Source organism: Mycobacterium sp. MUNTM1 (assembly GCF_054660795.1).
In genome coordinates, this window is sequence record NZ_BAAGDE010000036.1 from 42,451 (window position 1) to 64,026 (window position 21,576).

Genomic DNA, 21,576 nt, shown 5'->3' on the forward strand with positions numbered 1-21,576 from the left:
CCGTGGTTTTGTGGGCCTTGTGGTCCAGGCGGCGGGGGGTTGCATAGTACCTGCCCCCCCCGCGATCCCCCCCGGGGGGGGGCCGGTCCAACCCGGGGCCCGACTGCGTTGGCGAACTCCGCAAGACATTCGGCGCACACGAGTTGGCGCACTGGGAGCAGGCATTCGCAGGTTTCGACGGGGTGTGGGACGTCATGCGCACCGCGCGCGAGGTGCACGACGACCCGCAAGTCATCGCCAACGGCTACCTACCTCGCGCCACCGACGCCCACGGCAACGAATTCGCACTCGCAGGCAGCCCGGTGCAGTTCGACGAAACGCCGTTACAGCTCGGGTGCGCGCCAGGACACGGGGAGCACACCGACGCAGTGCTCGCCGAACTCGGTTACAGCGAGGACGACATCATGGCATTCAAGATCAATTCGGTGGTGCTCTAGCGGTGGCATCCGACGATTTAGCGCGACGGTTTTTGCACGTCAACCTCAACTGCGCGTCGCTGGACGCGACCGAGCGGCTTTATGGCCGACTACTTGGGCTCAACGTGCGCATGCGCACCGACCCATCAGTATCCACCGACGGCAGCATCCTAGGTCTGTCGGGCGAAACCTTCTGTGAGACATCGTTTTTGTACGATGCCCGCGGCGGACGGGCCGGGTGCGCACTCGAGGCGATCGAGTATCGCAGTCCCGCCCTTGGCCTCGACGAAAGCGCCGACCCGGTGCGTCCAGGGATCAGGTCGACTCTGTTGACCGTGGCCGACTTAGAGGCAACCTCGCAATCCCTTCGCAGCGAGGGCATTACGGTGGGCCCCAGGGTGCAGGGTTTGATCTCGGCGGCGCCAAGCGTGCTTGCCATCGACTCCGACGGAGCCGTGATTGAGCTGACCGAGGCGGCACCCGGCGTCGAAGCGGCCAACGGCGTATTGTTCTCCGGAATCCGGATTGCCGCGATAGACATCGGTGCCAGCACCGACTTCCTTAATGGGCTTGGCTTTATCGAAGTCACACCAGCAACATCGACACCGGTTTTCGGTACTCAGTTGAGCCCGAACGGTTCCGCAGAACCCACGGATTGTCTTGTCGCACGTTTCGCCTTAGCTGAGGATGCCCATCAATTCAGCGTGGTGGTCGTGCAACACCCGAAGACCCCCGCCGATCCGGTCCCTTGGGGCGGCAACCACCAAGGACTTTACCGATGCGCCTTGAGGGTCGAAAACGTTACCAAAGCTCTCGATGCCGTCCCAAGTTATATTGAGAAGCGAGGCGAACCGGTATGGTGTCCCTTGCCAGGCACCAAGATTGACGGTCTCTACATCGCCTTCTTGCGGTCACCGGATGGCGTGGTCTTTGAGTTCGTTGAGCGCCCTTTGAGCTTCTTCAGCCGATGATCGGCCCAGATCGTGGCGACCTGACGTCCGAGAATGGTCCCCGAGGCGGCTTCCCACGAATCCGCACCTGGGAAAATCTGGGTTCGGTGAATCCCGGTGGCGGGGCCGAGTACGGGACCATGATCGACGCTTTGCGCAACTTCCTGGACGCGGTGGCCGCAGCTGCCCCCGACACCGGCACCATTATCGAGATCACCGACGGCCTAGCGCAGTTTACGCGCAAGCTTGACCCGATGGCCGTCGACGAACTGAAACAAATCTGGGCGCGCCGCATGGACCTGCCCGGTCAAGGCCAGACACTGGCCCCCAACCTAGTCATCACCGGTGGCGATCGCGACAATGTGTACGGCACAGTCGTTTTCGGTCGCTACTTCCTCGGTGGCGGCGGCGCGGTGCACGGCGGAGCCATCCCGTTGCTCTTCGATACGGTGTTGGGCTTACTGTGTAACGCTGGTGGGCGTGCCGCTGCGCGGACGGCTTACCTGCACACCGACTATTGCTCGATCACCCCCGTGGGTTGCGAGCTTGACGTGCGTGGCTGGTTTGTCAGCGAAGAAGGCCGAAAACGGGTCCTGCGGGCCGAGCTTCACCACGGCGACACGCTGTGCGCCGAGGCGGAAGGGCTTTTCGTCGAGCTACGGCCAGACCAGGCGTGAAGCGGGCCGGCGGCACGGTCGGAACGTGATCACACCACGGTGGGCAACCACGCCGCGATCCGGTCCCACAGCTGAGCCCGGTGACTTGCGAAGTTGTGGCAGTGCCCGGATCCGGCCACCAAATGCAGCGTGACGTCGGTGCAAGCGGTGTAACTTGGCGGCTCGGCGTAGCTCCGAACGTCTCGACCGTGCGCTCCACAGGGAGCGGATGGCCGTCCCGTCAGCGACATCACACACGATCTCGGTCGCGGTTCCGCCGGTGTCCTGAATCTGGTGGACGACAGTGGCTATGGATGACGCTGTTCGCGACGAAACAGCCACCAGTGCGCCCTCAGCCGCGTATTCGATGGCGATTGCACGGCCGATTCCGCGCGCGGCGCCGGTAACAACGGCCACCTTGCGATCGAGCAGACCCACTTAGCCCTCCTGCGTTTCAAGGATTTCGCATGCGCCGTTCCGCGCCGCACGGTCAACGGCCGCTCGCCATTGGAGCAAACGCTCACCACTTGACGCTAAAATATATAGCGATTTAATGTAACGGAGGTGGAATGGTGAACGAGAGTCGCGCTACAGCCGCGTCGAGCGGCTCGTTATGGGTGCAACGTCGTAACGAACACCAGAACGCCGGACTATGGGCCGATGCTGCGAGTCGATCCTGATTTGAGTGCACCCCCGACAGCACGCCAACGGCCTCACGACAAGCGGGTTCTGCGCCTGAACGGATTCCATGACATGAGCGTAATCGCCGGAAGTGGTTGCAGACTCGATAATCGCGTGACATATGCGCGTCAGAAGTAGCAAAAGTCCAAAGCGGCGATTGCGCGTGATGTGTGGATCGGAAAGTGGCTCGATTGAAGTTTGTTGTACAGCACGCAAGTGCCGATCCTCAGTGGGTCGCCGAAATCGTCTCCCCAACAGCAGTCGCCCGGTTTGCGCGAGCTGCAGAAGAATCAGGCTTCACCGCGTTAGCGTTCACCGATCACCCGGCACCACCGAGGCGGTGGGCCCAGCAAGGTGGAGAGGGAAGCATCGATCCCTTCTCCGCGCTCGGATTTTGCGCGGCGATTACCACTTCGATACATCTCTTAACATTCGTGCTTGTGCTCCCTTACCGAAACCCTTTCATCACCGCACATCAGACCGCCAGCCTGGATGCACTCAGTGGGGGTCGGTTGATTGTTGGGGCTGGCACAGGATATCTGAAGGGCGAGTTTCGCGCCCTTGGTATTGACTTCGCTGATCGCCGTGCGGCGTTCGATGAAGCAGTCGCAGTAATGCAAACCGCCTGGTCGGCAAGCGACGTCAGTTGGGAGGGATCGACTTTCGTCACTCATGGCACCAACCCACGCCCTGCACCTGTTCAACGTCCAGGCCCTCCTTTGTGGGTGCACGGCAACGGTCGGTGGGGATTGGACCGAGCTGCCCGCTACGGCAAAGGGTGGTTCGGCATACTGGCTGATTCGGATCTTGCGAAAACGATGCGAACAAAGACCATCGTTGACCTGGATGGGCTGGCTCGCCGGATCGACGATTTGCGAACTCGCACCATGGGTTACGGCCGCGAAGCGTCCGCTGTGGAGGCTGTCGTGAGTGGCTATTGGCCGATGCTCGACGTTCGCACAGGATGGGATAAGAGTCGCCTGCAACACGACGTAGTAGCGCTGGAACAGTTAGGCGTGGATCGCATAGTCGTCGTTGTCTGCGGTGATGATGCAGGCGCGGCGGAGGATACTGTGCGTCAATTCGGGGATGATGTCGTCTCCCATTGCAGCTGAATTTGTAAATCACAGTGGGTACTGCTCGCATCGATGCCGCGTCGCTGTCTGGGCTGTTGTCCGTTGTTGGCGTAGGTGTTTGGGGCGGGCCCAGATTTCTCGGGAATTCGTCGATGACGTTGAAGAAACGAAGCTGGCGACCTTCGACGGCGCGGTCATCCTGGTAGATCAGCGCCCGCGTCCTAATCGGCGTTCGACACATCGCCCGCAAGTCCTCTCGCAGAACCGCCGGCGGCGCGAATTGCGTCGACAGCGTCGTGCGTAGCGCCTCATTCTAAGTCCAAGACCGCCAACGCGGTTCCTTCTGAAGCAAGTCGCCGGCTATTGCGGCTCCGATGCCGCGAGCGGCGCCCGTGACGATGGCCCTACGTATATCGGTTAGATGTCTCCTCCCTGGCGGGATGCTTGGTGTCCGCTTGAAGGGAGCCCCGCGGGTGGGTGCAGCCTCCAATCGGGACCGGATCCAAGGAATTGGTCCAAGTGATCTGTACCCGTGTTGTTGGTCCAGGGTTATGAGAGTCGAGGGCACAGTGATCATCAGGAGGTCACATGCCCCGCGCGTATCCGGCTACGGTTCGCCACCAAATCATTCGACGACTGCGGCGCGGCGCGGCAGTCGCCCTCGTCTCGGCCGAGACTGGGATCTGTCAGGCCACTCTGTTTCGGTGGAAGCGGCAGGCTCTGATCGACGCCGGCGTCATCGAGGGCATCCCGAGCGTGGAAGCCGATGAGCTGGCGGCCGCCCACAAACGCATTGCCGCGCTCGAAGCAGAGTTAGCGCTGACCCGCGACGCGTGCGAGCTGTTCGACGAGCGAGCGGTGGCGCCCCCAAAACGCCGACGCGCGATCACTGAAGGATTGATCGCGCGAGGACATTCAGCCCGATCAGCTTGCCGGATAACAGGATTAGCGCGCTCATTGCTGCAGTATCACCGCACTAGACCGGTGCCTGATCGGGAGATCCGTCGACTAATTGTGGCCGACACCATCACCGAGATCCAGCAACGCTGTCGCGGCACGTACGGCGGCAAACGTATTCGAGCGGCGCTGCTGGCTGACTACGAGATGAACGTCAACCTCAAACTGGTGCGCTCGATGATGGCTGAACACGGCCTGCACGGTTTGCCCCATCCACGGCGGCGTCCGCCGAACCTGATTCGGGTTGCGACGCCTGCCGACCTGGTCAACCGGCACTTCACGGCAAGCAGACCCAACGAACTATGGTGCACCGACATCACTGAACGTCCCGCGCGCGACGGCAAGGTCTAATGCTGCGCCATCCTGGACGGCTTCTCGCGGATCACCGTGGCCCGCACGTTCTTCACCACGGCCGATACCGCGTTAGTCAACAACGCGGTCAATAGGGCCGTATTCCACCGGAAACGTTACGGCGCAACAACATTGCACACCGATCACGGTACGCAGTTCACCTCGTGGAGCTTCGGGGAGAGTGTGCGTCGGTGGGGTCTGCTGGCATCGCTCGGAACCGTCGGCGACTGCTACGACAACGCGGCGATGGAGTCTTTCTGGGGCCGCCTGCAGGTCGAACTGCTCAACACCCGCAGATGGGCGACCACACTCGAATTGGCTGCCGGGATCGCCGATTACATCGACAACTTCTACGACGCCGAACGCCGGCACAGCTACCTCGGTAACATCAGCCCGACAGAATTCGAGATGCTCTGGACAACCACCTATAACCTCCCTCAACTCGCATGACCAGGCTCAAAACGACGGGGCCAGATCACGCGGATCAACGGATTCGGGTTAGGCGATCTAGCCAAACATATAGTGGCTTTGGATCGTGGGGGACGCAACCCCAGCCCGCTGCAAAGAGAGTACACATTTCTGGTCGACACTGTTGCAATCAACACGGCCGGCAAAGTGGCCCTCGTGACGGGCGGCGGCTGCGGCATGGGTAGGTCAACTGCGTTGCGCTTCGCTCAGTGCGGGGCGACGGTCGTCGTCGCCGACATCGACTCACAAGCGGGGTCGGATACCGTCGGTGTGATCGAAGAAAAGGCGGGCAACCGACCTTCGCACATGTCGACGTCGGCGATCCTGAGGGTGCATCTGAGATGGTGAACGTCGCGTGCAGTACCTACGGAGGGCTCGACCTCGCTCACAACAACGCGGGAATTGTCGTGCCGGCGAAGCGATTCGAAGGTTACCCGCTCAAGTCTTGCGACCACATCATTCGGAATAACCTGTCCACGTTTTTCTCTCGATGAAATGCCAGATTCCAGCGCTGCTGGACCGTGGTGGGGGAGTGATCGTCAACGTCGCCTCCGAATCGCCTTTTAAGGGCAATGCCGGTGACCTTGATTACACCGCGAGCAAGCACGGTGTCGTTGGTCTGACTACGGCCGCAGCACTGCAGAACGCGACCCGCAACATCAACGGAGTGTCTCCGGCAATGTCGATGCAGGCATTATGGAACGGGCACGTCGTTATCGCAGCACGTCCGAGCTGCGCCGTCTCGAAAGAGCCCGGCCCATCCGAAGGATTCAGCTTGCCTGAAGAGATCGCCGGAATCGTCGTGTGGCTGTGTGCAGATAGTGCCGTGTTGATCGATAGCGCCAAGATCGCAGCCGACACCGGCTGGTACGTGCCGTGAGTTATGGGCGCGTCGGGACGACTTCGTTTGGAGTGAGGTCGATCTCGGGCAGCGCTGCCCCGGTGACGGTTGACGGGTCCGCTCGCTCGGCCAGGCCCGGAAAATTCGGGCTGCGTTTCTCCAAGAAACTGCTGACCCCTTCACGAAAGTCGGACCCAGATGAGGAGAAGCTCATCGCCCGGTAGGCCCGGCGCAGCGACCCGTCAAAGTTGCTCTGTTCATCGAGATGCAGCTGGTGTCGGATCAGCCCCATTGACATTGGTGAACATGATTTCGCCATATCGGCTGCGTAAGCGAGCACGGTCCCCATCAAAACATGGGGCTCGGTAACCCAATTGACCACGCCGAGTCGGTGCGCCTCCTCAGCATCAAACGTACGGGCAGACAACAGCAAATCAGCGGAATTACCCGTGCCGATGAGACGAGGCAGCAGCCAGGTGATTCCGTACTCGCCGGCCAGGCCGCGGCGAGCGAAAGCTGTGCTGAAGCGCGACCCCCGTGCGGCGAATCGAACGTCACACAGCAAGGCTTGAACCAGCCCCATTCCCGCGCACGCACCGTTGATGGCCGCAATCATCGGTTTACGGACCGCCCACGGGGTGGCCGGTGATCGCCGCTCGGATACGTCCATCGGCTGCCCGGCAATTTGATCTAAGCGACCGGTATCAACTCCGGGGCAAAATGCGGTTCCGGCACCTGTGACGACGATAACGCGGACATCGGGATCACGGTCGACATCCTCAAGAGTGGCGAAGTAGTGCGCTTCGAGCTCCGGGGTCCATCCGTTGTGTCGCTGAGGACGGTTCAAGGTGATGACGGCGACGCCGCCACGGACGTCGAGAAGAATCAGAGGGGCTGTGTCACCCGTGGCGTCGCGACCAATCATCGCCAGGCCCAGATAGGCTCGCGCTTCTCCCGCCAGGCGGCCCGCGCTTCCTGCGAGTCGGCGAGAAGGCTCGCCCTAGCGGTGTAGTCCTGCTCGAGCCTGTACCCGTCGTCGAGGGGCATGTCTTCGGACCGGATGATTGATTCCCGCATCACCCGCAGGCCCAAAGGACTCTTAGCCGCCATTTCAACAGCCAACGACCGGGCAGCCGCGGCAACCTGTGCAGTGGGGACTACCTCGACCACCGCGCCAAGGCGGTACATTTCGGCCGCCGAGACGCGGCAGCCGGTCAGGGCCATTTGTCGGGCTTTGCTGCGTCCCACCAGCCGCTGTAGGTGCCGGTAGCCCCCGGCCACCCCAACGTTGATCTCGGGCAACGACACGTAGGCGTCCTCGCCGGCGACAACGAGATCGGTGCAGGATATGAGTGCAACACCCGCACCGATTGCGGCGCCGCTGACCGCCGCGATAACCGGGAGCCCGCCGGCGCGCACGGCCTCGAAGCATCGCCGAACCACCGCGCCGGGATCGAGCAGGTCGGCGACGGTCTCGTCATCGGTGATCTGCCGCCGAACATGCCGACGTTCCGATTCCGAGATATCGGCACCTGCGCAAAACACGTCCGATCGCCGCGAATCAAGGATGGCGACCGACGCGCTGGTGTCGGCCCCCAGAGCGGTGAAAACCTCGCCGATCTCGCGCATCATCGGCGGATTGAGTGCGTTCACCGGAGGTCGGTTCATCGTAACGGTGGCGATTCCCTCCGCTATATCTACGTTGAGAAAGCGATGAGTTGATGTCATTGGGATCTCCCGACGCCGGGTCCAAGAAGAATGATGTTTATATAGACAGCTATATATCTGTGTCTCGTGCAGGGCCGTGTGGTGAGTCGCTATCTCTTCCGCGCTGCCATAAACTCCTCGGCGCGAATTTGGATTTCTTGAGTGGTAAACGACTCCGTTTCGGCTGCTAAGGCATACGGCAGCACCGACAGAGCGGCTTGTTGAAGGTGGATGTTGATCGAACGTTTAGTCTCCTGCAGCGCCTGGGGAGGTTGTTCGGCGAGGCGGCGCGCGAGAGCGAGCGCCTCATCTAGCAGGGTGTCCGCAGGAACTACCCGGTTGGCCAAGCCCAGCTGAACAGCTTCCTCAGGCGTAATGCGGTCGCCGGTGAACAGGTATTCCTTGGCTTTGAGAACACTCATCATCAAGGGCCACGTCACCACGCCGCCATCGCCGGCGACAAGGCCGACGTTGACGTGTGTATCGGCCATATAGGCGCTGTCGGCGATAAGCACGATGTCGCAGGACACCGCGATGCTGCAACCCAATCCGACCGCGGGGCCATTGATCGCCGCGATGACAGGAAGATGACAGCCGAGAATGTGATCGACGAGGAGACGGGCGCCGCGCATCGATCGTCGTCGCTCGTTAGGGTCGTTTACCTTGCGCACAAAGCCCGGTATATCCCCGCCCGCACAGAAAGCTCGCCCGGCGCCAGTTAAGACTACTGCGCGTGCTTCAGAGTCTCGAAGGATCTCCACCCAGATATCGGCGAGCGCCTCGTGTAGCTCGTCGGTCATCGTGTTGAGTTTGTCGGGGTCATTCAGAGTCACGATACGGATTTGACCTTCGTGTTCATACCGCAGTAAGTCGCTCCTGATCCCTGACATATCTGCTCCTGAGGAAGTGTTCGACTGCGCGCAACCTGGACGGCCGCTCGAGAACCGGTAAGTACAGTTAAATGTTTAACACATTGTGCGCCGGAAGTGTAATTTGGCTCATGGCCATGCCAAGACTGCGGGCACGGGTCGCGCACTAGCGAACGAGGAGTTGGAGGCATCGTGGTAACTGATGTGCAGCACACCGCCGTGGTGTGCGTAGAGTGTCAGAATGGCGTACTGGGACAAGAGGCCATTCTGCCGGCGCTCGCACGTGACAACGCACACCTCGTAGATCGGCTGCGGGCCTTACTCTGCGGCGCCCGCGGTGCAGGGGTCAGGGTGGTTCACGCGACTTATGACGGTGTGTACGGAGGGCATCAGATCGGAACGGCCCGCCTGTGGCGCACGTTGAATGCTGGGGGCGGATGGCGAGCCGGTGACGTGGCCACAAAGGTCGTACCTGAACTCCTTGGAGCCAACGACATCGTGGTACCACGACACCACGGTCTGTATCCGACGTTGGACACCGAGTTACTACCCGTGCTAGGCGGTCTCGGGGTGCACACCGTGGTGCTCGCAGGTGTCTCACTGAACGTCGCATTGCCGTTTACTGCGGGGCACATGAGTCAGGCGGGATTCAACGTGGTGGTGCCTCGCGACGCTGTGGGGGCCACTCCAACTGAATACGGAGTCGAAGTATTGAACAACACCATCGCGTTTCTGGGAAGGCTTGCAACCGTCGAAGAGCTTTTAACAGAGTGGGGTCGGATCGGCTAACTGCGCCTACCGGACCTGATCTGCTGTGCGCGTTTCGAGGCCATCCAGTGCCCGCCCTGCGCATCCTGGATGCGCGAATTGCTCTGGTATCACGCATGCGATCGTTCGTGTCGTGCCCATCGCGGCCGACTCGTCAAAAAGGCCGATTGACGTTACCTTGATCCACGGGAAGCACCACGCCTGTGATCCATCGCGCGTCATCACTTGCGAGATACAACACCGCCTGGGAGATCTCGTCGGCTTCCAGCCAGGGCCGGCCCATTGGCATCATCTTGCGAAATCCGTCGACGCAATCGTCGATGGTGGGATCCGAGAGGTCCGGCCGAAACAATTTGAATTGAGGGGTATTTGCGGTGACCATCGGCGTGTTGACGGTACCGGGTGCGATGACGTTGACTCGGATCTGCCGGTGCGCCAGCTCGTTCGCCAGTGACTTGGCCATGCCGATCACTCCGTGCTTGGTGGAGACGTAGTCGGCGAGATTCGGAACGTTGTTCAGCGCAGCGCCGGAGCTGATCACTATGATTGACCCGGTTTCTCTGGTGGCGAGCAGATGCGGCACGGCCTCGGCCAGCGTGTGAAACACTCCGGTGAGGTTGACTCCGATGACGTCGTTCCACTGCTCGCTGGGGATCTCCCAAAGTCGCCGCGCCGGTGGGGAGATTCCGGCGCTGGCCACGACGATGTCGAGGCGCCCGAGCGTGTCGACGCCATCGGCCAGGGTGTCTGCGACGGCCTGGCGGTTGCGCACATCCGCTTGATGCGCGACGACCTTCTGACCGGTCTCTTCGACTAACCGCACCGTTTCTGCCAAGTCCTCGCTCGAGCCTTGCTCGTACCCCATGGTTGCGACATTGGCCGCGCAGTCCAGGCCGATGATGTTTGCGCCCTCGCCAGCCAATGCCACTGCGTGCGAACGGCCTTGACCGCGTGCGATGCCGGTGATAAACGCGACTTTGCCCGTCAGTCGACCTGACACTGGACTCTCCCTTCACGTGATCCGCCGCAGAGCTAACTACCGAGCTTGACGCCGCCGAACGCGTCGGCGCTCGCTACATCGCGGTCATGGCCAATCGATCCAATTGATATTGCGTGTCGCCGAACAGCTTTGAATTCGTGGTCGCACGCTTGAGATACAAGTGGGCTGGATGCTCCCAGGTCATTGCGATCCCTCCGTGCACCTGAATCGATGTGCTCGCAGCAAGCATGGCGGCCCCGCTGCAAGTGACCGCTGCGACACAGGCGGATTCGGAGCACTCTGGCAATTGATGATCAGCGGCGAAAGCTGCGTACAACGCGGCCGCTTCAGCAACTTCCACCTCCATCAAGACCGTGGCTAGTGCATGCTTGATCGCTTGGAACGAGCCGATAGGTCGTCCGAATTGCTCACGCTGACAGGCATATTCAGTGGCCAGGTTGAGGCAAGCACGAGCGAGTCCGACCTGTTCGGCGGCCAGCAAGACCGTAGCAATATCTCGCGACGCGCGGAGTGTGGCGCCGGCGTCGCCCTCTGTTCCGAGCAGTCGCGCGGGTGTCTCAGCAAAACTTACCGTGGCGACCTTCCGAGTAGGGTCGATCACGACCTGAGGTCTGGCGATCAATCCCGGCGCGTCTGCGTGCACGAGAAATAGCGATACTCCGCCTGCACTTTCTGCAGAGACCACTAGCAGATCCGCCGTGTGCCCGTCTAGGACCCATTCTTTCGTGCCTGTGAGTACCCATGATTGTGAGGATTCCACGGCCCGAGTTGGGGTCGCGGCCGTCGGATCGGTGAATGCTATCGTCGCGCGACGAACACCGCTGCTAATCGATGGTAGAAATTCCGAAGCAGCTAGCTCGTCAACACCTTGACACAGGACCTGCGCCGCGAGGGTGGTGGACAGCAGGGGAGCGCAGACGAGCGCGCGCCCGGCTTCGCCGAGTACAACGCCCATTTCGACAAGACCGAAGCCTGTCCCGCCATACCGCTCGGGCACGCCGAGCGAGACCAGTTCGAGCTCGGTGCACATCCGTTGCCAAGAGTCTTCGTTCCACCCGCGTTTGGTCTCCATGTCACGACGCACGCTGACGCCGTCGGCGATGTCGCCAAAGAAAGCTCTGACCGACTTGGCTAGTTCACGGTGCTCATCGTCTAACCGGAATCTCAATTCGTGGACCCTTAGCAGTAAAATCGCTTAATGTTTAGCGTATTACCGAGCATAGCTGGCTACCGCGCGGAAGGAAAGATCATGGATATCGACTATTCCGACGAAGTCGAAGCCTTTCGTCGTGAAGTCCAGCAGGTGTTGGCCGAGGAGTTGCCCGAGGGCTGGCTCGGAACGAAAAGCATTGAAGGTGAAGCGGAGACTCGAGCTTTCCTTGAGGACTGGCGCGCCACGATGTTCAGACGAGGCCTGCTGGGCCTCGCGTGGCCCGTCGAGTACGGCGGCCGTGGACTGACAGCGCTCCACCAAGTCGTGCTGGTGGAGGAACTTGCAAAAGCCGGTCTTCCCAACGGCATTCAGCCCCAGGATTCAACCGGCCTCAACATGCTGGGCAACACCCTCTTACGCTACGGCACGGAACAGCAGAAGCGCCTGTTGCTGCCGGGACTGCTGTCTGGGGAGCAACGTTGGTGTCAGGGCTTCTCCGAGCCAGGTGCTGGCTCGGACCTAGCCGCTGTGGCGACTCGTGCGCGCTGCGACGCCCGCGGTTGGGTCATCGACGGACAGAAGATGTGGACGTCGGGGGCGACCAACGCAACCGGCATCTTCGTGCTGGCGCGCACCGATGCGGCAGCGGCCAAACACCGAGGGCTGTCTTTTCTGCTCGTGTCACTCAATCAACCCGGTGTCACCGTCCGGCCGATCCGGCACATGACCGGCGGAACCGATTTCTGCGAGGTGTTCTTCGAAAAGGCCCGGGCAAGACAAGAAATGGTGGTCGGGGAGCCAGGCCAAGGGTGGCAGGTCGCCACTACACTGTTGACCTACGAGCGTGGGGTGGAGGCGGCAACAAACCCAGTGCATTTCCGAGCCGAACTTGACCGTCTGGTCTTGCTGGCGCGTCAGACGGGTCGCTGGTCGAATCCCGTCATTCAGCAGCGGCTTGCCCGTTGCCACGTTCGGGTTGAAGCCATGCGTTACCTTGGCTACCGCATCCTGAGCGACACTCTCGCCGGCATTGAGCTAGGACACGCAGCGTCCGTGTCAAAATTGTACTGGAGCGAGTATCACCGTGAGGTGACCCAACTGGCACTCGACATTCAGGGACTCGATGGACTCGCACTGTCTGGGAAGGGGCCGTCTCGCCCGATGCGCACCGACGACCCAGGTGCAGATCCAGCATCCTCGAACAGCTGGTGGCAGGTGTCGTTAAATGCCCGCGCCGGAACGATCTACGCAGGCACCTCCGAAGTGCAGCGCAACATCATCGCCGAGCGTGCTCTTGGTCTGCCCCGGTAACTTCCCGCCCTGATCGGAAACAACGCCGCGGCACTTGACTTCGCGTGCCATCGAACGGCCAGCTGGTGTGCCAGACCGCACCGTCAGGCCGCTGGGCTTCCGGACGGGATGCTGTGTAACGCTGGTGGGCGTGCCGCTGCGCGGACGGCCTACCTGCACACCGACTATTGCTCGATCACCCCCGTGGGTTGCGAGCTTGACGTGCGTGGCTGGTTTGTCAGCGAAGAAGGCCGAAAACGGGTCCTGCGGGCCGAGCTTCACCACGGCGACACGCTGTGCGCCGAGGCGGAAGGGCTTTTCGTCGAGCTACGGCCAGACCAGGCGTGAAGCGGGCCGGCGGCATGGTCGGAACGTGATCACACCACGGCGGGCAACCACGCCGCGATCCGGTCCCACAGCTGAGCCCGGTGACTTGCGAAGTTGTGGCAGTGCCCGGATCCGGCCACCAAATGCAGCGTGACGTCGGTGGAAGCGGTGTAATTTGCCGGCTCGGCGTAGGGATTGGGGGATACGTCGATGGCGGCGCCGAAAGCCAAAAGAACCGGCACGTCAACTTGTGGTGTGTATTTTTCGACGAAGCCTGGCGTGGTGACCTCGGCCGCGGCGCGCACGGGCACTCTGCTCTGGACCGCCTCATCGGCGTCCATCACCGCCTGGGGCACCTCACTTGCATAAAACATCGGGGCCAGCACCGACCGAGGACCGATCAAATGGCTGTCATCAGGGCTCACACCGGCCATCTGGCAGGTGTTAATGATGTTCTGTTGCAGACGTGTTACCAGATCGTCGCCGGCGGCGTCGTGATCGTAGACATTGGTGATGTTCACGCCGTACCCAAGAAGCACGACGGCGTCGTACACACCGTGCTTGGCTTGCACCATCGTGGTAAGGCACGAGCCCATGGAGTGGCCCACCCCGACAATCGGCAAGGCCATCGGCGGCGCGTCGGGCAGCAGGCTCCCCTCGGCAACTTTCGCGCTAATCTGGCGCGCCACTTCGGCATCGCCTTCGGCAAGAAGATCCAGACCGATCGGGCCGGAATCGGTCGGGTCGCTACTTTCACCAATACCCAAGTGATCCAACGCGATCACAATATAGCCAGCCTCGGCAAGGTGTTCGCCAAAGCTATAGCCGGGATAGCCCTCGACCTCCAGGTGCCAATAATGTTTGTCATAGCAGCCGCCTGCCAAACAGACCAAGACGGCCCGCGCCTCAGACGGCCGCGCCGGCACAAACGCCCACGCGGTCTGCGTTAGCGTCTCACCGCCTGGCACAGCAGCGCTGACGTCAAAGGTCAAGTTCACGGGCATTGCTGCTCCATTCTGTTGGCGATTAGCACGGCAGGCTCAGCAGCGCGATGAGCGCGCGGGCGTCGGCGACGCTGCGCAGCAGATCGTTGAGGTGGGTGCACGTCGAAGTTCCAGACAACTCTTGACGTACCCGAAAATGCAGTTCGTCCAAAGTCATTCCCGCGATGCGCGCTGCGCTGGCAACGGCACCGGGACACTCCTGCCAGGGCAGCACGCGGGGCACCGCGTGCGAACGAAGGATCACACCCGAATCGACGGCCACCGCCGCGGACAAGGTGTACTCGTGGATGACGGTTTCCGAGGCGTCCTCGCGCACGTAGGTATCACGAAACATCGCATCGATCGACACTTCGAGACCGTTGGCGACCGGGTAGACATCAAGCCGGCGGCGCCGGCGCATGCCGTGCACCGGTAGCGTCGGCATGTCGTGCCAGGCAAGCGAATCCGAGGATTCATCGATCTCGGGCGCAATCGGGCCGGTCACCACCGCGTGGTCGCCAGCCTCGAACGATGTCATGAGCAAGCCGCCGGTCACAAATCCCGCACACTGGTCGGCAACCGGTAAATAGCCCGATTTCTCGACGTTGCCCAACGCCCCGGAAGCCGTCAGCGCGTGCCCCGAAATCAGCAGAGCCACCGGCACATCGTCGAGCAACGAGTAACGCAGATCCCGCCGCTGGCGCAACTGTGGAGCCGCCCGATCGACGGCAGCGCGAAACCCGCTCATCGCCGGAGCGCCGGTTAAGCGCAGATTGTCGACGCCAGGCTGAACATCCAGGCTCTCGATCACCCGCGCGACCATTTGCGCCGTCGCCACCATCTCGGCGCGCCCGACGACCCTCGCGCGCCCGTTCTGAAAGGTTCTTAGGTCGCGGCCCCGGCCGGCCAGTCGAACGGGGTCCAGCGTCCCTGGGCTTCGGGTCATATCCACTGACGTGGTGCGCCGCAGCGAATTGGGCCGTCGTGGCGGCGTGCTCCGGGTGGGTTCATGAACGCCGTGCAGCGGATGCAATCCGAAGCCCGGTGTGCCCAAATCGATGTCATTCATCGTGGAATAAGGTCTCGAGTGCTGCCGATCCGGCGCGCCATCGCGGTGCGCAGAGCTGACTGGTGCAAATTCCGTCCATCCCACGTCATTACCATCGCAATGAAAACCCGGTTTTCGAAGGCTACGACCAGCGCGTTTGAGGAGTCAAGAACCCGCGCTACTGGGCTGGCAACGGCCCGACGAGCCCGCGCGGCGAAGTACCGTACAGCCAGCTCACGGCCTGGCCGACCTCGTCGAATGCCAGCGACGCCCCATCCTTGGCGGCATAGCGTCCCGCTGCCTCCGTGAAACCTTCGATGCGACTGAGCTTGTGGCCGTTGATGCGCAGGATCTGGCCGCTCAGCCAGGCTGACTCGGGTCCTTGCAACCAGGCCACCACCTCTGAGCTGCGCGCTGGGTCCAGTGCGGGGTCGTTGGCCTTGACGCCGCTGAAGAATCCTTCGCTGATTCTGGTCACCGCGAGCGGTGAGATGGCATTGACGGCAACGCCGTAACGGCGCGCCTCCATGGCCGTGACGACGGTGAGATTCGCAATAGCCGCCTTGGCGGCGCCGTACGCGCTCTGCCCGACGTTGCCCCACAGCCCAGCGCCGGACACCGTGTTGACGATGCGCGCATCAATCTGCTGACTCGCCTTGGACTGTGCGCGCCAGTAGTCACACGCATGTCGTGTCACGGCGAACGTGCCCTTCAGATGCACCGCCATCACAGCATCCCAATCGGCCTCCGTCGCGTTGACCACTGTCGCGTCGCGCACGATGCCGGCGTTGTTCACCACGCCGGTAAGGGTGCCGAAGGTCGAGACCGCGACCTCGATCATGTCCGCGACATCCGCCCACGCCGACACCGAACCGGTGTGAGCCACGGCCTTTCCGCCGGCAGCCTCGATCTCGGCGACCACGCCTGCTGCGGGTCCTGCGCCGTCAGCGGTATTGCCGTCGCTGCTGACTCCCGGGTCGTTGACCACGACGGCAGCGCCGTGCGCCGCCAAAGCCAGGCAATGAGCCCGTCCGATACCGCGCCCACCCCCGGTCACCAGCACGACGCGTCCCGAAAGTGTTCTCGTCAATGTTCCTCCTTCATTCGAATAACGCGCTGAGGCGCCGTCTGCGCGTGGCCCAGTCGGTGCCCCGCAGATCCGCGTGGCCTTCCTCGGTGACGATCAGGTCGACGTCATATGCCGGCGTGGATACCGGCCTGCTCAACTGCGCGACAAAAGGCGAGTGCCCGTTGACTTTCGAGGGCACAGCGATAATGGACAAGCCGCTACGACTTTGGCTGGCCGCCACACAGTAGTCGGGATGTCCGCCGATACCGCCGATGACCTTCTCGCCGATGCCCTCGACGTTGATCTGCCCGACAGGATCGATTTCTAGCGCCGTGTTGATCGCGATCAGCGGCGAACCACGCGACAGTCGTGTCAGATCATGGGTGTAATCGATGCCGCGCAAGATCGGTCTGCCATCTGCCCAGTCGTAGAGCTCGTTGGTACCGAGAAGATATGTCGCGCTTGGCTCATCGATCAGCAGGCCGCGCCGATCGAGATCTACCACCGCGTCGGTCAACAGCCCCGTGTCGATGCGCAACGCTTGCTGCGTGCGTCCCAGCAGCGCGGTACCAAGCTTGCCGGGCCCATACTGAATTCGCGCACCCTCGGGGACAAACCGCAGCACCGCGTCGGCCAGCGCCTCGGTGATCGGGTCGGGCGTCGCGCTTGGCAGCTCTCGTGGTCCCTCACACGTCCGGGCGATGACATTGACCGCGGCGGCGGGCAGTGCAGGACCCGCATCGACCAGTGGGGCCCGTTCGTCGACGATCGCCAATACCCCGACGCCGTCGTCGACGAGTTCTCGCTGCCAGGACACCTCGGTGCTGAAGTGGAATTCATCCCGGCGATGCACCAATCGAGTGACGAGCGCGTCGGGGCGTAGTGCGCTGCGCAACAGCGCGCCAATCGAGCTGAGTCGAGTGGGAACAAAACGGGCCGTGGGCGAGCCGAGAACATCTCTGACCCCCCAACCCGGCATCAGCGCGACCACGTCGGCGAAGGCGTCTGCACTCAACCCGTCAAGGGACGAGGGTAGCCACCCTAAGACGAGTCGAATGCCGCCGATATCGCGGGCGAGCGCACTTAGGGCGGCGCCCACCGAGGTGCCCTCGGCGGTTCTGTGCGGCGCCCCGATACCGTCGCCAACAGCGATCGTCATGCCTGGGCGCACGTGATCGCGTAAGGCACCAAAGACCTCGGACTGCATGAGATCAGTTGTCATCGTGGCTCTTTGGGCAGGCCCAGCACCCTTTCGCCGAGAATATTGCGCTGGATCTCACTGGTGCCCCCCAAGATGGTCTGGGCGCGTCCCACCAGCATCGCGCGCACCAATTCCGCGTCATCGGACCGCTCAGACGGGTCGATGCACGCATCAGTTCCGAGGACCTCGGTAGCCAGGTCGCCCAGGTCGCGATCGGTCTCCGACGTCATCAACTTGAGCACCGAGAACGCCGATGAATCGGCGTCGCCGTCGTTAATGGCACGCTGCCAGGTGTAGCGCAGCAACCACATCCGCGCCCAGAGTCTGGTAATCGAACGAGTCAATACAAGGTCGAGCTGATCTCGATCGCATGCGGCCTGCGTCATCCGGTCGAGGAGCTTAAACATCCCGACGGCTTGCGAGCCCAGGGTGAGGCGTTCCCTGCCGAGCGTGACCATGGCGATCGTCCATCCTTGGCCCGCTTCGCCGATCAAGGCGTCGTCGTCGAGTTCAACGCCGTCCAAGAACACCTCGTTGAATTTGCTTTCGCCGTCCATCTGCCGCAGGGGCCGCACCAAGACACCGGCGGTGTCCATTGGAACGATGAACATGCTCAGCCCGCGGTGTGGTTCTGAGCCGGTACGAGCCAATAGCAGGCCGAATTGAGCGGAGTTCGCAGCCGAACTCCACACCTTCTGCCCGTCGACCCGCCAACCCGTGGATGTCTTCTGTGCCTTGGTGCGCACCCCTGCCAGATCTGATCCGGCACCCGGCTCGGAGAAGAGCTGTGTCCAGACATGGTCACCGAGCCGGATGGGTTCGAGGTATCGGGACTTCTGCTGTTGGGAGCCAAATTTGATCAGCACCGGGCCGACCAGGTCGATTCCGGTGATGGCGACCTGGCGGGGTACCCCCGCGCGAGCACATTCCTCAGCGAACATGGCCTGGAAGGCAACAGAGGCGTTGGCGCCGCCGTAGGCGACCGGCCAGTGCAGGCAGACGTACCCGTGTTCGGCTAGATACTTGTGCCAGGCCCGGCCGGCGTCGATATCCTGCGCGGTAGGAGTGGGCCCATAGTTGCGTAGGCCTTGCGGTTTCGGCGCGGATTCCAAAAAGGTACGGATCGCAGACCGGTGCGCGGCGGTTATCTCGGTCTGCGCTGAGATGTCAGTGCCGCTAGCAGCATGCGCAGTGGTGGTCACGGCATCGCTCCACGATGGCCTGGCCGGCGCCGTATCGGACTCGCCGACAACGTGGGCGGGAACAACACTGGCGCCTCCTGACGTACCGATAACAAAAACAGAAAAACATTTAGTTATTTCGAAGGTAGTGTAGTCGGAGGTGCGGTCGGTGGGCAAGCAGGCTGCGGCGTCCGCACGCGTCTGGAAGTCTTGCCCGCGTTCGACCGATGAATTCTCGGACGTCAAATGATCCGTGGTGACGGGTCCGGCCATGGAGGCGATCTTGGAAGGTCGTATGGCGCTGATCACGGGCGGTGGCAGCGGCCTGGAAAGTGGCATCGCCCTAGCACTGGCCAGCCGAGGGATCGCCGCCGCGGTGTTGGGCCGCACGCTGACCCAGTGCGAGGAAACTGCGCACGACGTTCAGGAGCGTGGCGGCGCGGCGATTGCCCTCGGTTGCGACCTCAGCAGCGCCGAGGAGATGACGGGCGCTGTGACGGCCGTCCTCGACCGATGGGGGCGAATCGGCATCCTGGTCCACTGCGCCCAGTCTGTCAATTATGCCGCGTTGCACAAACTCACACCGCAGGACGTCGATGAGTCATGGTGCACCGGGCCACGGGGCGCCATGTCGCTCATGCAGTCGGCGTATCAGCCGTTGCGCCAGACGCGCGGGTTGATCGTCAACATCGCTTCGGGCGTCGGCATCGCGGCGCCGGCGGGAATGGCCGCATACGCGATGGCCAAGGAGGCGGTGTGCACTCTCAGGTGGACCACGGCAGCCGAGTGGGGTCCCCACGGGATTCGCGCAGTGTCGCTGTGCCCGTTCGCGGCCACACCCGGTCTTGAATTCTTTGAGACCAAATTCGGATTGAGCTGTCATAGCGACCTGATTTCAGAAATTCCGTTGCGGCGTCTAGGTATCCGGAGAAGGACGTGGGGGGCCGTCGTGGCATTCCTTGCCTCAGAAGAGGGCAGTTACATCACCGGGACCACGTTGATGGTTGACGGCGGCTACACCGATCTCCGGTGATAGCCGTGCTGACGATAGGGGCACGTTCGTGAAGTGGGGCATCATGTTCTCCAGCAGGGGGTTTCCCGATCCCGACGCCACGATCGCCCTTACGCAACGGGCCGAGCAGGTCGAATGCGAGTCGTTGTGGGCCCCAGAGCGCGCCATCATGTCCAAGGACGCCAACGCGACGCCCTACCGAGGGTCCTCCGACGGAAAAATGGAACGGTTGGGTCAACGGGGCGGCATACCCGACCCGCTGATATGGTTTGCTTTCGCCGCGGCGCCGACCCAACAAATCCGTTTCGGCACTGGGGTTTTGGTGCTACCCGAACATCAACCCGTGATGCTCGCCAAGGCAGCCGCCATGCTCGACCACTTATGTGGCGGACGCCTCCTGCTCGGGTTCGGCGTGGGGGAACTGCCCGAGGAGTATCAAGCCGTGGGGGCCTACTTCAGCAATCGCGGGCAGCGCATGGACGAATACTTCGACGCCATGCGCACCTTATGGCGCGACGACATCGCGTCCCTTAACGGTCAACACGTGAGATTTGATCAGGTGGAGTGTCGGCCCTGGCCCGTGCGCCGGTCGATTCCTATGCTCATCGGGGGGGCGTCCAACGCCGCGGTCCGGCGGGCCGCCACCCATGGCGATGGCTACTTCCCGTTCGTGTTTCCGGGCCAGGATCCGGCGGTTGAGCTACCCCGACTGCTGAACCGGGTCCGCCGCGAAATGCTTTCCGTCGGCAGGGACCCGGCGAAAATGGAATTCACCTCCGGAGGAGCGCGCTCCCTCGACGAGGCAAAGCGGTTCGTACACTTCGGCATTCACCGGCTGACGGTCGCGATCCGGGCCCGCTCGATCGCTGACATGCACGATGAAGTCGCCCGACTCGGCGATGAGCTGGTGCGGCCGACCGCCGACCTGTGATGACACACCGCGGCGTTGAACATCGCGCGTCAGTAGTCAAAGTCACTGCAGCGCAGCAACACCGAACAACCCCCTAGCCAGCCGCCACACCTCAACCACGAAGGAGCAGTTTCACCTTGACCATGAGATTCACTCTCGAATACCCCAGCGACGTTCCGACGGCCACTGCTGAATTCCGCGATCCGGCAGCCATGGGATCGATTGCCCGCCGAGCCGAAGCGCTCGGCTTTGAAGCTTTAGCACTCGCTGATCATCCGGCGCCATCGGCGAAGTGGCGTCGCGCGGGCGGCCACGACGCCTTCGAACCCGCCATCGCGCTGGCTTTCTTCGCCGCTGCGACAACCACCATCCGATTGATGACACACCTCTACGTGTTGCCTTTCAGGAACCCCTATCTGGCCGCGAAGACCCTGACTTCACTTGACATCGTCTCGGGCGGCCGGTTGATCGCGGGCGTGGGCGCTGGCTACCTTCGATCCGAATTTGCCGCCCTCGGAGCAGATTTCGACAATAGAGTGGAGATCTTCGACGAATACCTGGCCGCGCTGCGCCATATTTGGATGCACCCGGACCAGCCGATCACCGGAACCGGCTTCGCCGCCACCGGCGAAATGAACATCGACTCGCCCACCCAAAAACCC

22 protein-coding genes and 4 pseudogenes are annotated in these 21,576 nt (G+C 62.2%); 15 read left to right on the top strand and 11 right to left on the bottom strand.

Features of this window, described 5'->3' with window-relative positions:
- Nucleotides 1–104: 104 nt before the first annotated feature.
- The 3 genes and pseudogenes from ACYQ8K_RS19640 to ACYQ8K_RS19650 all read left to right on the top strand — a co-directional run.
- Nucleotides 105–437 (top strand): annotated as a pseudogene (locus ACYQ8K_RS19640) (CoA transferase); the annotation flags it as partial.
- 2 nt (nt 438–439) lie between these two features.
- On the top strand, nt 440–1,387 hold the full coding sequence (locus ACYQ8K_RS19645; RefSeq protein ID WP_459971570.1) for a VOC family protein: 948 nt from the start codon (nt 440–442) through the stop codon (nt 1,385–1,387).
- A complete protein-coding gene (locus tag ACYQ8K_RS19650) occupies nt 1,384–2,043 on the top strand; it encodes a hotdog domain-containing protein (protein ID WP_459971572.1) in 660 nt (219 codons plus the stop codon). The genes ACYQ8K_RS19645 and ACYQ8K_RS19650 overlap by 4 nt, the downstream gene beginning before the upstream one ends.
- Here the strand turns inward: ACYQ8K_RS19650 and ACYQ8K_RS19655 are convergent.
- Nucleotides 2,023–2,460 (bottom strand): SDR family NAD(P)-dependent oxidoreductase, encoded by a 438-nt coding sequence (locus tag ACYQ8K_RS19655; RefSeq protein WP_459971574.1) that lies wholly within the window; start codon nt 2,458–2,460, stop codon nt 2,023–2,025. The genes ACYQ8K_RS19650 and ACYQ8K_RS19655 overlap by 21 nt on opposite strands.
- 425 nt (nt 2,461–2,885) lie before the next feature.
- Here ACYQ8K_RS19655 and ACYQ8K_RS19660 point away from each other — a divergent pair, with 425 nt between their 5' ends.
- The 5 genes from ACYQ8K_RS19660 (at nt 2,886) to ACYQ8K_RS19680 (ending at nt 6,435) form a co-directional block, all read left to right on the top strand.
- On the top strand, nt 2,886–3,818 hold the full coding sequence (locus ACYQ8K_RS19660) for an LLM class F420-dependent oxidoreductase (RefSeq protein ID WP_459971576.1): 933 nt from the start codon (nt 2,886–2,888) through the stop codon (nt 3,816–3,818).
- Between the two features lie 549 nt (nt 3,819–4,367).
- Nucleotides 4,368–5,087, top strand: a complete 720-nt coding sequence (locus ACYQ8K_RS19665) for an IS3 family transposase (protein WP_459971578.1) — start codon at nt 4,368–4,370, stop codon at nt 5,085–5,087.
- Nucleotides 5,088–5,099: 12 nt separating this feature from the next.
- Nucleotides 5,100–5,537: a transposase gene (locus tag ACYQ8K_RS19670; RefSeq protein ID WP_459971608.1), complete on the top strand. Its 438-nt coding sequence runs from the start codon at nt 5,100–5,102 to the stop codon at nt 5,535–5,537.
- A gap of 72 nt (nt 5,538–5,609) precedes the next feature.
- Nucleotides 5,610–5,903, top strand: a complete 294-nt coding sequence (locus ACYQ8K_RS19675) for an SDR family NAD(P)-dependent oxidoreductase (RefSeq protein WP_459971580.1) — start codon at nt 5,610–5,612, stop codon at nt 5,901–5,903.
- 142 nt (nt 5,904–6,045) lie between these two features.
- Nucleotides 6,046–6,435, top strand: a complete 390-nt coding sequence (locus tag ACYQ8K_RS19680; RefSeq protein WP_459971581.1) for an SDR family NAD(P)-dependent oxidoreductase — start codon at nt 6,046–6,048, stop codon at nt 6,433–6,435.
- Between the two features lies 1 nt (nt 6,436).
- On the opposite strand, the gene ACYQ8K_RS19685 is transcribed toward ACYQ8K_RS19680, so the two are convergent.
- The 3 genes from ACYQ8K_RS19685 to ACYQ8K_RS19695 form a co-directional block, all read right to left on the bottom strand.
- Nucleotides 6,437–7,321 (bottom strand): enoyl-CoA hydratase-related protein, encoded by an 885-nt coding sequence (locus ACYQ8K_RS19685; RefSeq protein WP_459971583.1) that lies wholly within the window; start codon nt 7,319–7,321, stop codon nt 6,437–6,439.
- Nucleotides 7,318–8,124, bottom strand: coding sequence for an enoyl-CoA hydratase-related protein (locus tag ACYQ8K_RS19690; protein WP_459971585.1), 807 nt, complete (start codon nt 8,122–8,124; stop codon nt 7,318–7,320). Before ACYQ8K_RS19690 ends, ACYQ8K_RS19685 begins: the two co-directional genes overlap by 4 nt.
- Nucleotides 8,125–8,213: 89 nt before the next feature.
- On the bottom strand, nt 8,214–8,993 hold the full coding sequence (locus tag ACYQ8K_RS19695; RefSeq protein ID WP_459971587.1) for an enoyl-CoA hydratase/isomerase family protein: 780 nt from the start codon (nt 8,991–8,993) through the stop codon (nt 8,214–8,216).
- A gap of 201 nt (nt 8,994–9,194) precedes the next feature.
- Between ACYQ8K_RS19695 and ACYQ8K_RS19700 the strand changes: the two genes are divergently transcribed.
- Entirely contained in the window at nt 9,195–9,761 is a 567-nt protein-coding gene (locus tag ACYQ8K_RS19700; RefSeq protein ID WP_459971610.1) for an isochorismatase family protein, read from the top strand.
- 133 nt (nt 9,762–9,894) lie between these two features.
- Here the strand turns inward: ACYQ8K_RS19700 and ACYQ8K_RS19705 are convergent, their stop codons facing one another.
- Nucleotides 9,895–10,740, bottom strand: coding sequence for a mycofactocin-coupled SDR family oxidoreductase (locus tag ACYQ8K_RS19705; protein WP_459971589.1), 846 nt, complete (start codon nt 10,738–10,740; stop codon nt 9,895–9,897).
- 73 nt (nt 10,741–10,813) lie between these two features.
- A complete protein-coding gene (locus ACYQ8K_RS19710; protein ID WP_459971591.1) occupies nt 10,814–11,908 on the bottom strand; it encodes an acyl-CoA dehydrogenase family protein in 1,095 nt (364 codons plus the stop codon).
- Nucleotides 11,909–11,989: 81 nt separating this feature from the next.
- Here ACYQ8K_RS19710 and ACYQ8K_RS19715 point away from each other — a divergent pair.
- The 3 pseudogenes from ACYQ8K_RS19715 to ACYQ8K_RS19725 all read left to right on the top strand — a co-directional run.
- Nucleotides 11,990–12,646: pseudogene (locus ACYQ8K_RS19715) on the top strand (acyl-CoA dehydrogenase family protein); the annotation flags it as partial.
- 60 nt (nt 12,647–12,706) lie between these two features.
- A pseudogene (locus ACYQ8K_RS19720) lies at nt 12,707–13,204 on the top strand (acyl-CoA dehydrogenase family protein); the annotation flags it as partial.
- Nucleotides 13,205–13,324: 120 nt separating this feature from the next.
- Nucleotides 13,325–13,531: pseudogene (locus tag ACYQ8K_RS19725) on the top strand (PaaI family thioesterase); the annotation flags it as partial.
- A gap of 29 nt (nt 13,532–13,560) precedes the next feature.
- Here the strand turns inward: ACYQ8K_RS19725 and ACYQ8K_RS19730 are convergent.
- The 5 genes from ACYQ8K_RS19730 to ACYQ8K_RS19750 form a co-directional block, all read right to left on the bottom strand.
- On the bottom strand, nt 13,561–14,514 hold the full coding sequence (locus ACYQ8K_RS19730) for an alpha/beta hydrolase (protein WP_459971593.1): 954 nt from the start codon (nt 14,512–14,514) through the stop codon (nt 13,561–13,563).
- A 22-nt stretch (nt 14,515–14,536) separates the two neighbouring features.
- Nucleotides 14,537–15,334, bottom strand: coding sequence for a DUF2889 domain-containing protein (locus ACYQ8K_RS19735; RefSeq protein ID WP_459971595.1), 798 nt, complete (start codon nt 15,332–15,334; stop codon nt 14,537–14,539).
- 385 nt (nt 15,335–15,719) lie between these two features.
- Nucleotides 15,720–16,631 carry an SDR family NAD(P)-dependent oxidoreductase gene (locus ACYQ8K_RS19740; protein ID WP_459971597.1) on the bottom strand — a complete coding sequence of 304 codons (912 nt, stop codon included), beginning with the start codon at nt 16,629–16,631 and terminating at the stop codon, nt 15,720–15,722.
- 10 nt (nt 16,632–16,641) lie between these two features.
- Entirely contained in the window at nt 16,642–17,832 is a 1,191-nt protein-coding gene (locus tag ACYQ8K_RS19745) for an acetyl-CoA hydrolase/transferase C-terminal domain-containing protein (protein WP_459971599.1), read from the bottom strand.
- Nucleotides 17,829–19,265, bottom strand: coding sequence for an acyl-CoA dehydrogenase family protein (locus ACYQ8K_RS19750; RefSeq protein ID WP_459971600.1), 1,437 nt, complete (start codon nt 19,263–19,265; stop codon nt 17,829–17,831). Before ACYQ8K_RS19750 ends, ACYQ8K_RS19745 begins: the two co-directional genes overlap by 4 nt.
- A gap of 22 nt (nt 19,266–19,287) precedes the next feature.
- Between ACYQ8K_RS19750 and ACYQ8K_RS19755 the strand changes: the two genes are divergently transcribed.
- The 3 genes from ACYQ8K_RS19755 to ACYQ8K_RS19765 all read left to right on the top strand — a co-directional run.
- Entirely contained in the window at nt 19,288–20,025 is a 738-nt protein-coding gene (locus ACYQ8K_RS19755) for an SDR family NAD(P)-dependent oxidoreductase (protein ID WP_459971602.1), read from the top strand.
- A gap of 28 nt (nt 20,026–20,053) precedes the next feature.
- A complete protein-coding gene (locus ACYQ8K_RS19760) occupies nt 20,054–20,935 on the top strand; it encodes an LLM class F420-dependent oxidoreductase (RefSeq protein ID WP_459971604.1) in 882 nt (293 codons plus the stop codon).
- A 122-nt stretch (nt 20,936–21,057) separates the two neighbouring features.
- A partial coding sequence (locus tag ACYQ8K_RS19765; RefSeq protein ID WP_459971612.1) for an LLM class flavin-dependent oxidoreductase occupies nt 21,058–21,576 on the top strand: 519 nt, incomplete at its 3' end.

Coding starts and splice junctions, on each gene's coding strand:
- ACYQ8K_RS19695 (WP_459971587.1), bottom strand. CDS start 8,993: ATGTCAGGGATCAGGAGCGACTTACTGCGGTATGAACACGAAGGTCAA.
- ACYQ8K_RS19735 (WP_459971595.1), bottom strand. CDS start 15,334: ATGGTGGCGACGGCGCAAATGGTCGCGCGGGTGATCGAGAGCCTGGAT.
- ACYQ8K_RS19755 (WP_459971602.1), top strand. CDS start 19,288: ATGGCGCTGATCACGGGCGGTGGCAGCGGCCTGGAAAGTGGCATCGCC.
- ACYQ8K_RS19665 (WP_459971578.1), top strand. CDS start 4,368: ATGCCCCGCGCGTATCCGGCTACGGTTCGCCACCAAATCATTCGACGA.
- ACYQ8K_RS19745 (WP_459971599.1), bottom strand. CDS start 17,832: ATGACAACTGATCTCATGCAGTCCGAGGTCTTTGGTGCCTTACGCGAT.
- ACYQ8K_RS19685 (WP_459971583.1), bottom strand. CDS start 7,321: ATGATTGGTCGCGACGCCACGGGTGACACAGCCCCTCTGATTCTTCTC.
- ACYQ8K_RS19750 (WP_459971600.1), bottom strand. CDS start 19,265: ATGGCCGGACCCGTCACCACGGATCATTTGACGTCCGAGAATTCATCG.
- ACYQ8K_RS19730 (WP_459971593.1), bottom strand. CDS start 14,514: ATGCCCGTGAACTTGACCTTTGACGTCAGCGCTGCTGTGCCAGGCGGT.
- ACYQ8K_RS19650 (WP_459971572.1), top strand. CDS start 1,384: ATGATCGGCCCAGATCGTGGCGACCTGACGTCCGAGAATGGTCCCCGA.
- ACYQ8K_RS19690 (WP_459971585.1), bottom strand. CDS start 8,124: ATGACATCAACTCATCGCTTTCTCAACGTAGATATAGCGGAGGGAATC.
- ACYQ8K_RS19680 (WP_459971581.1), top strand. CDS start 6,046: ATGAAATGCCAGATTCCAGCGCTGCTGGACCGTGGTGGGGGAGTGATC.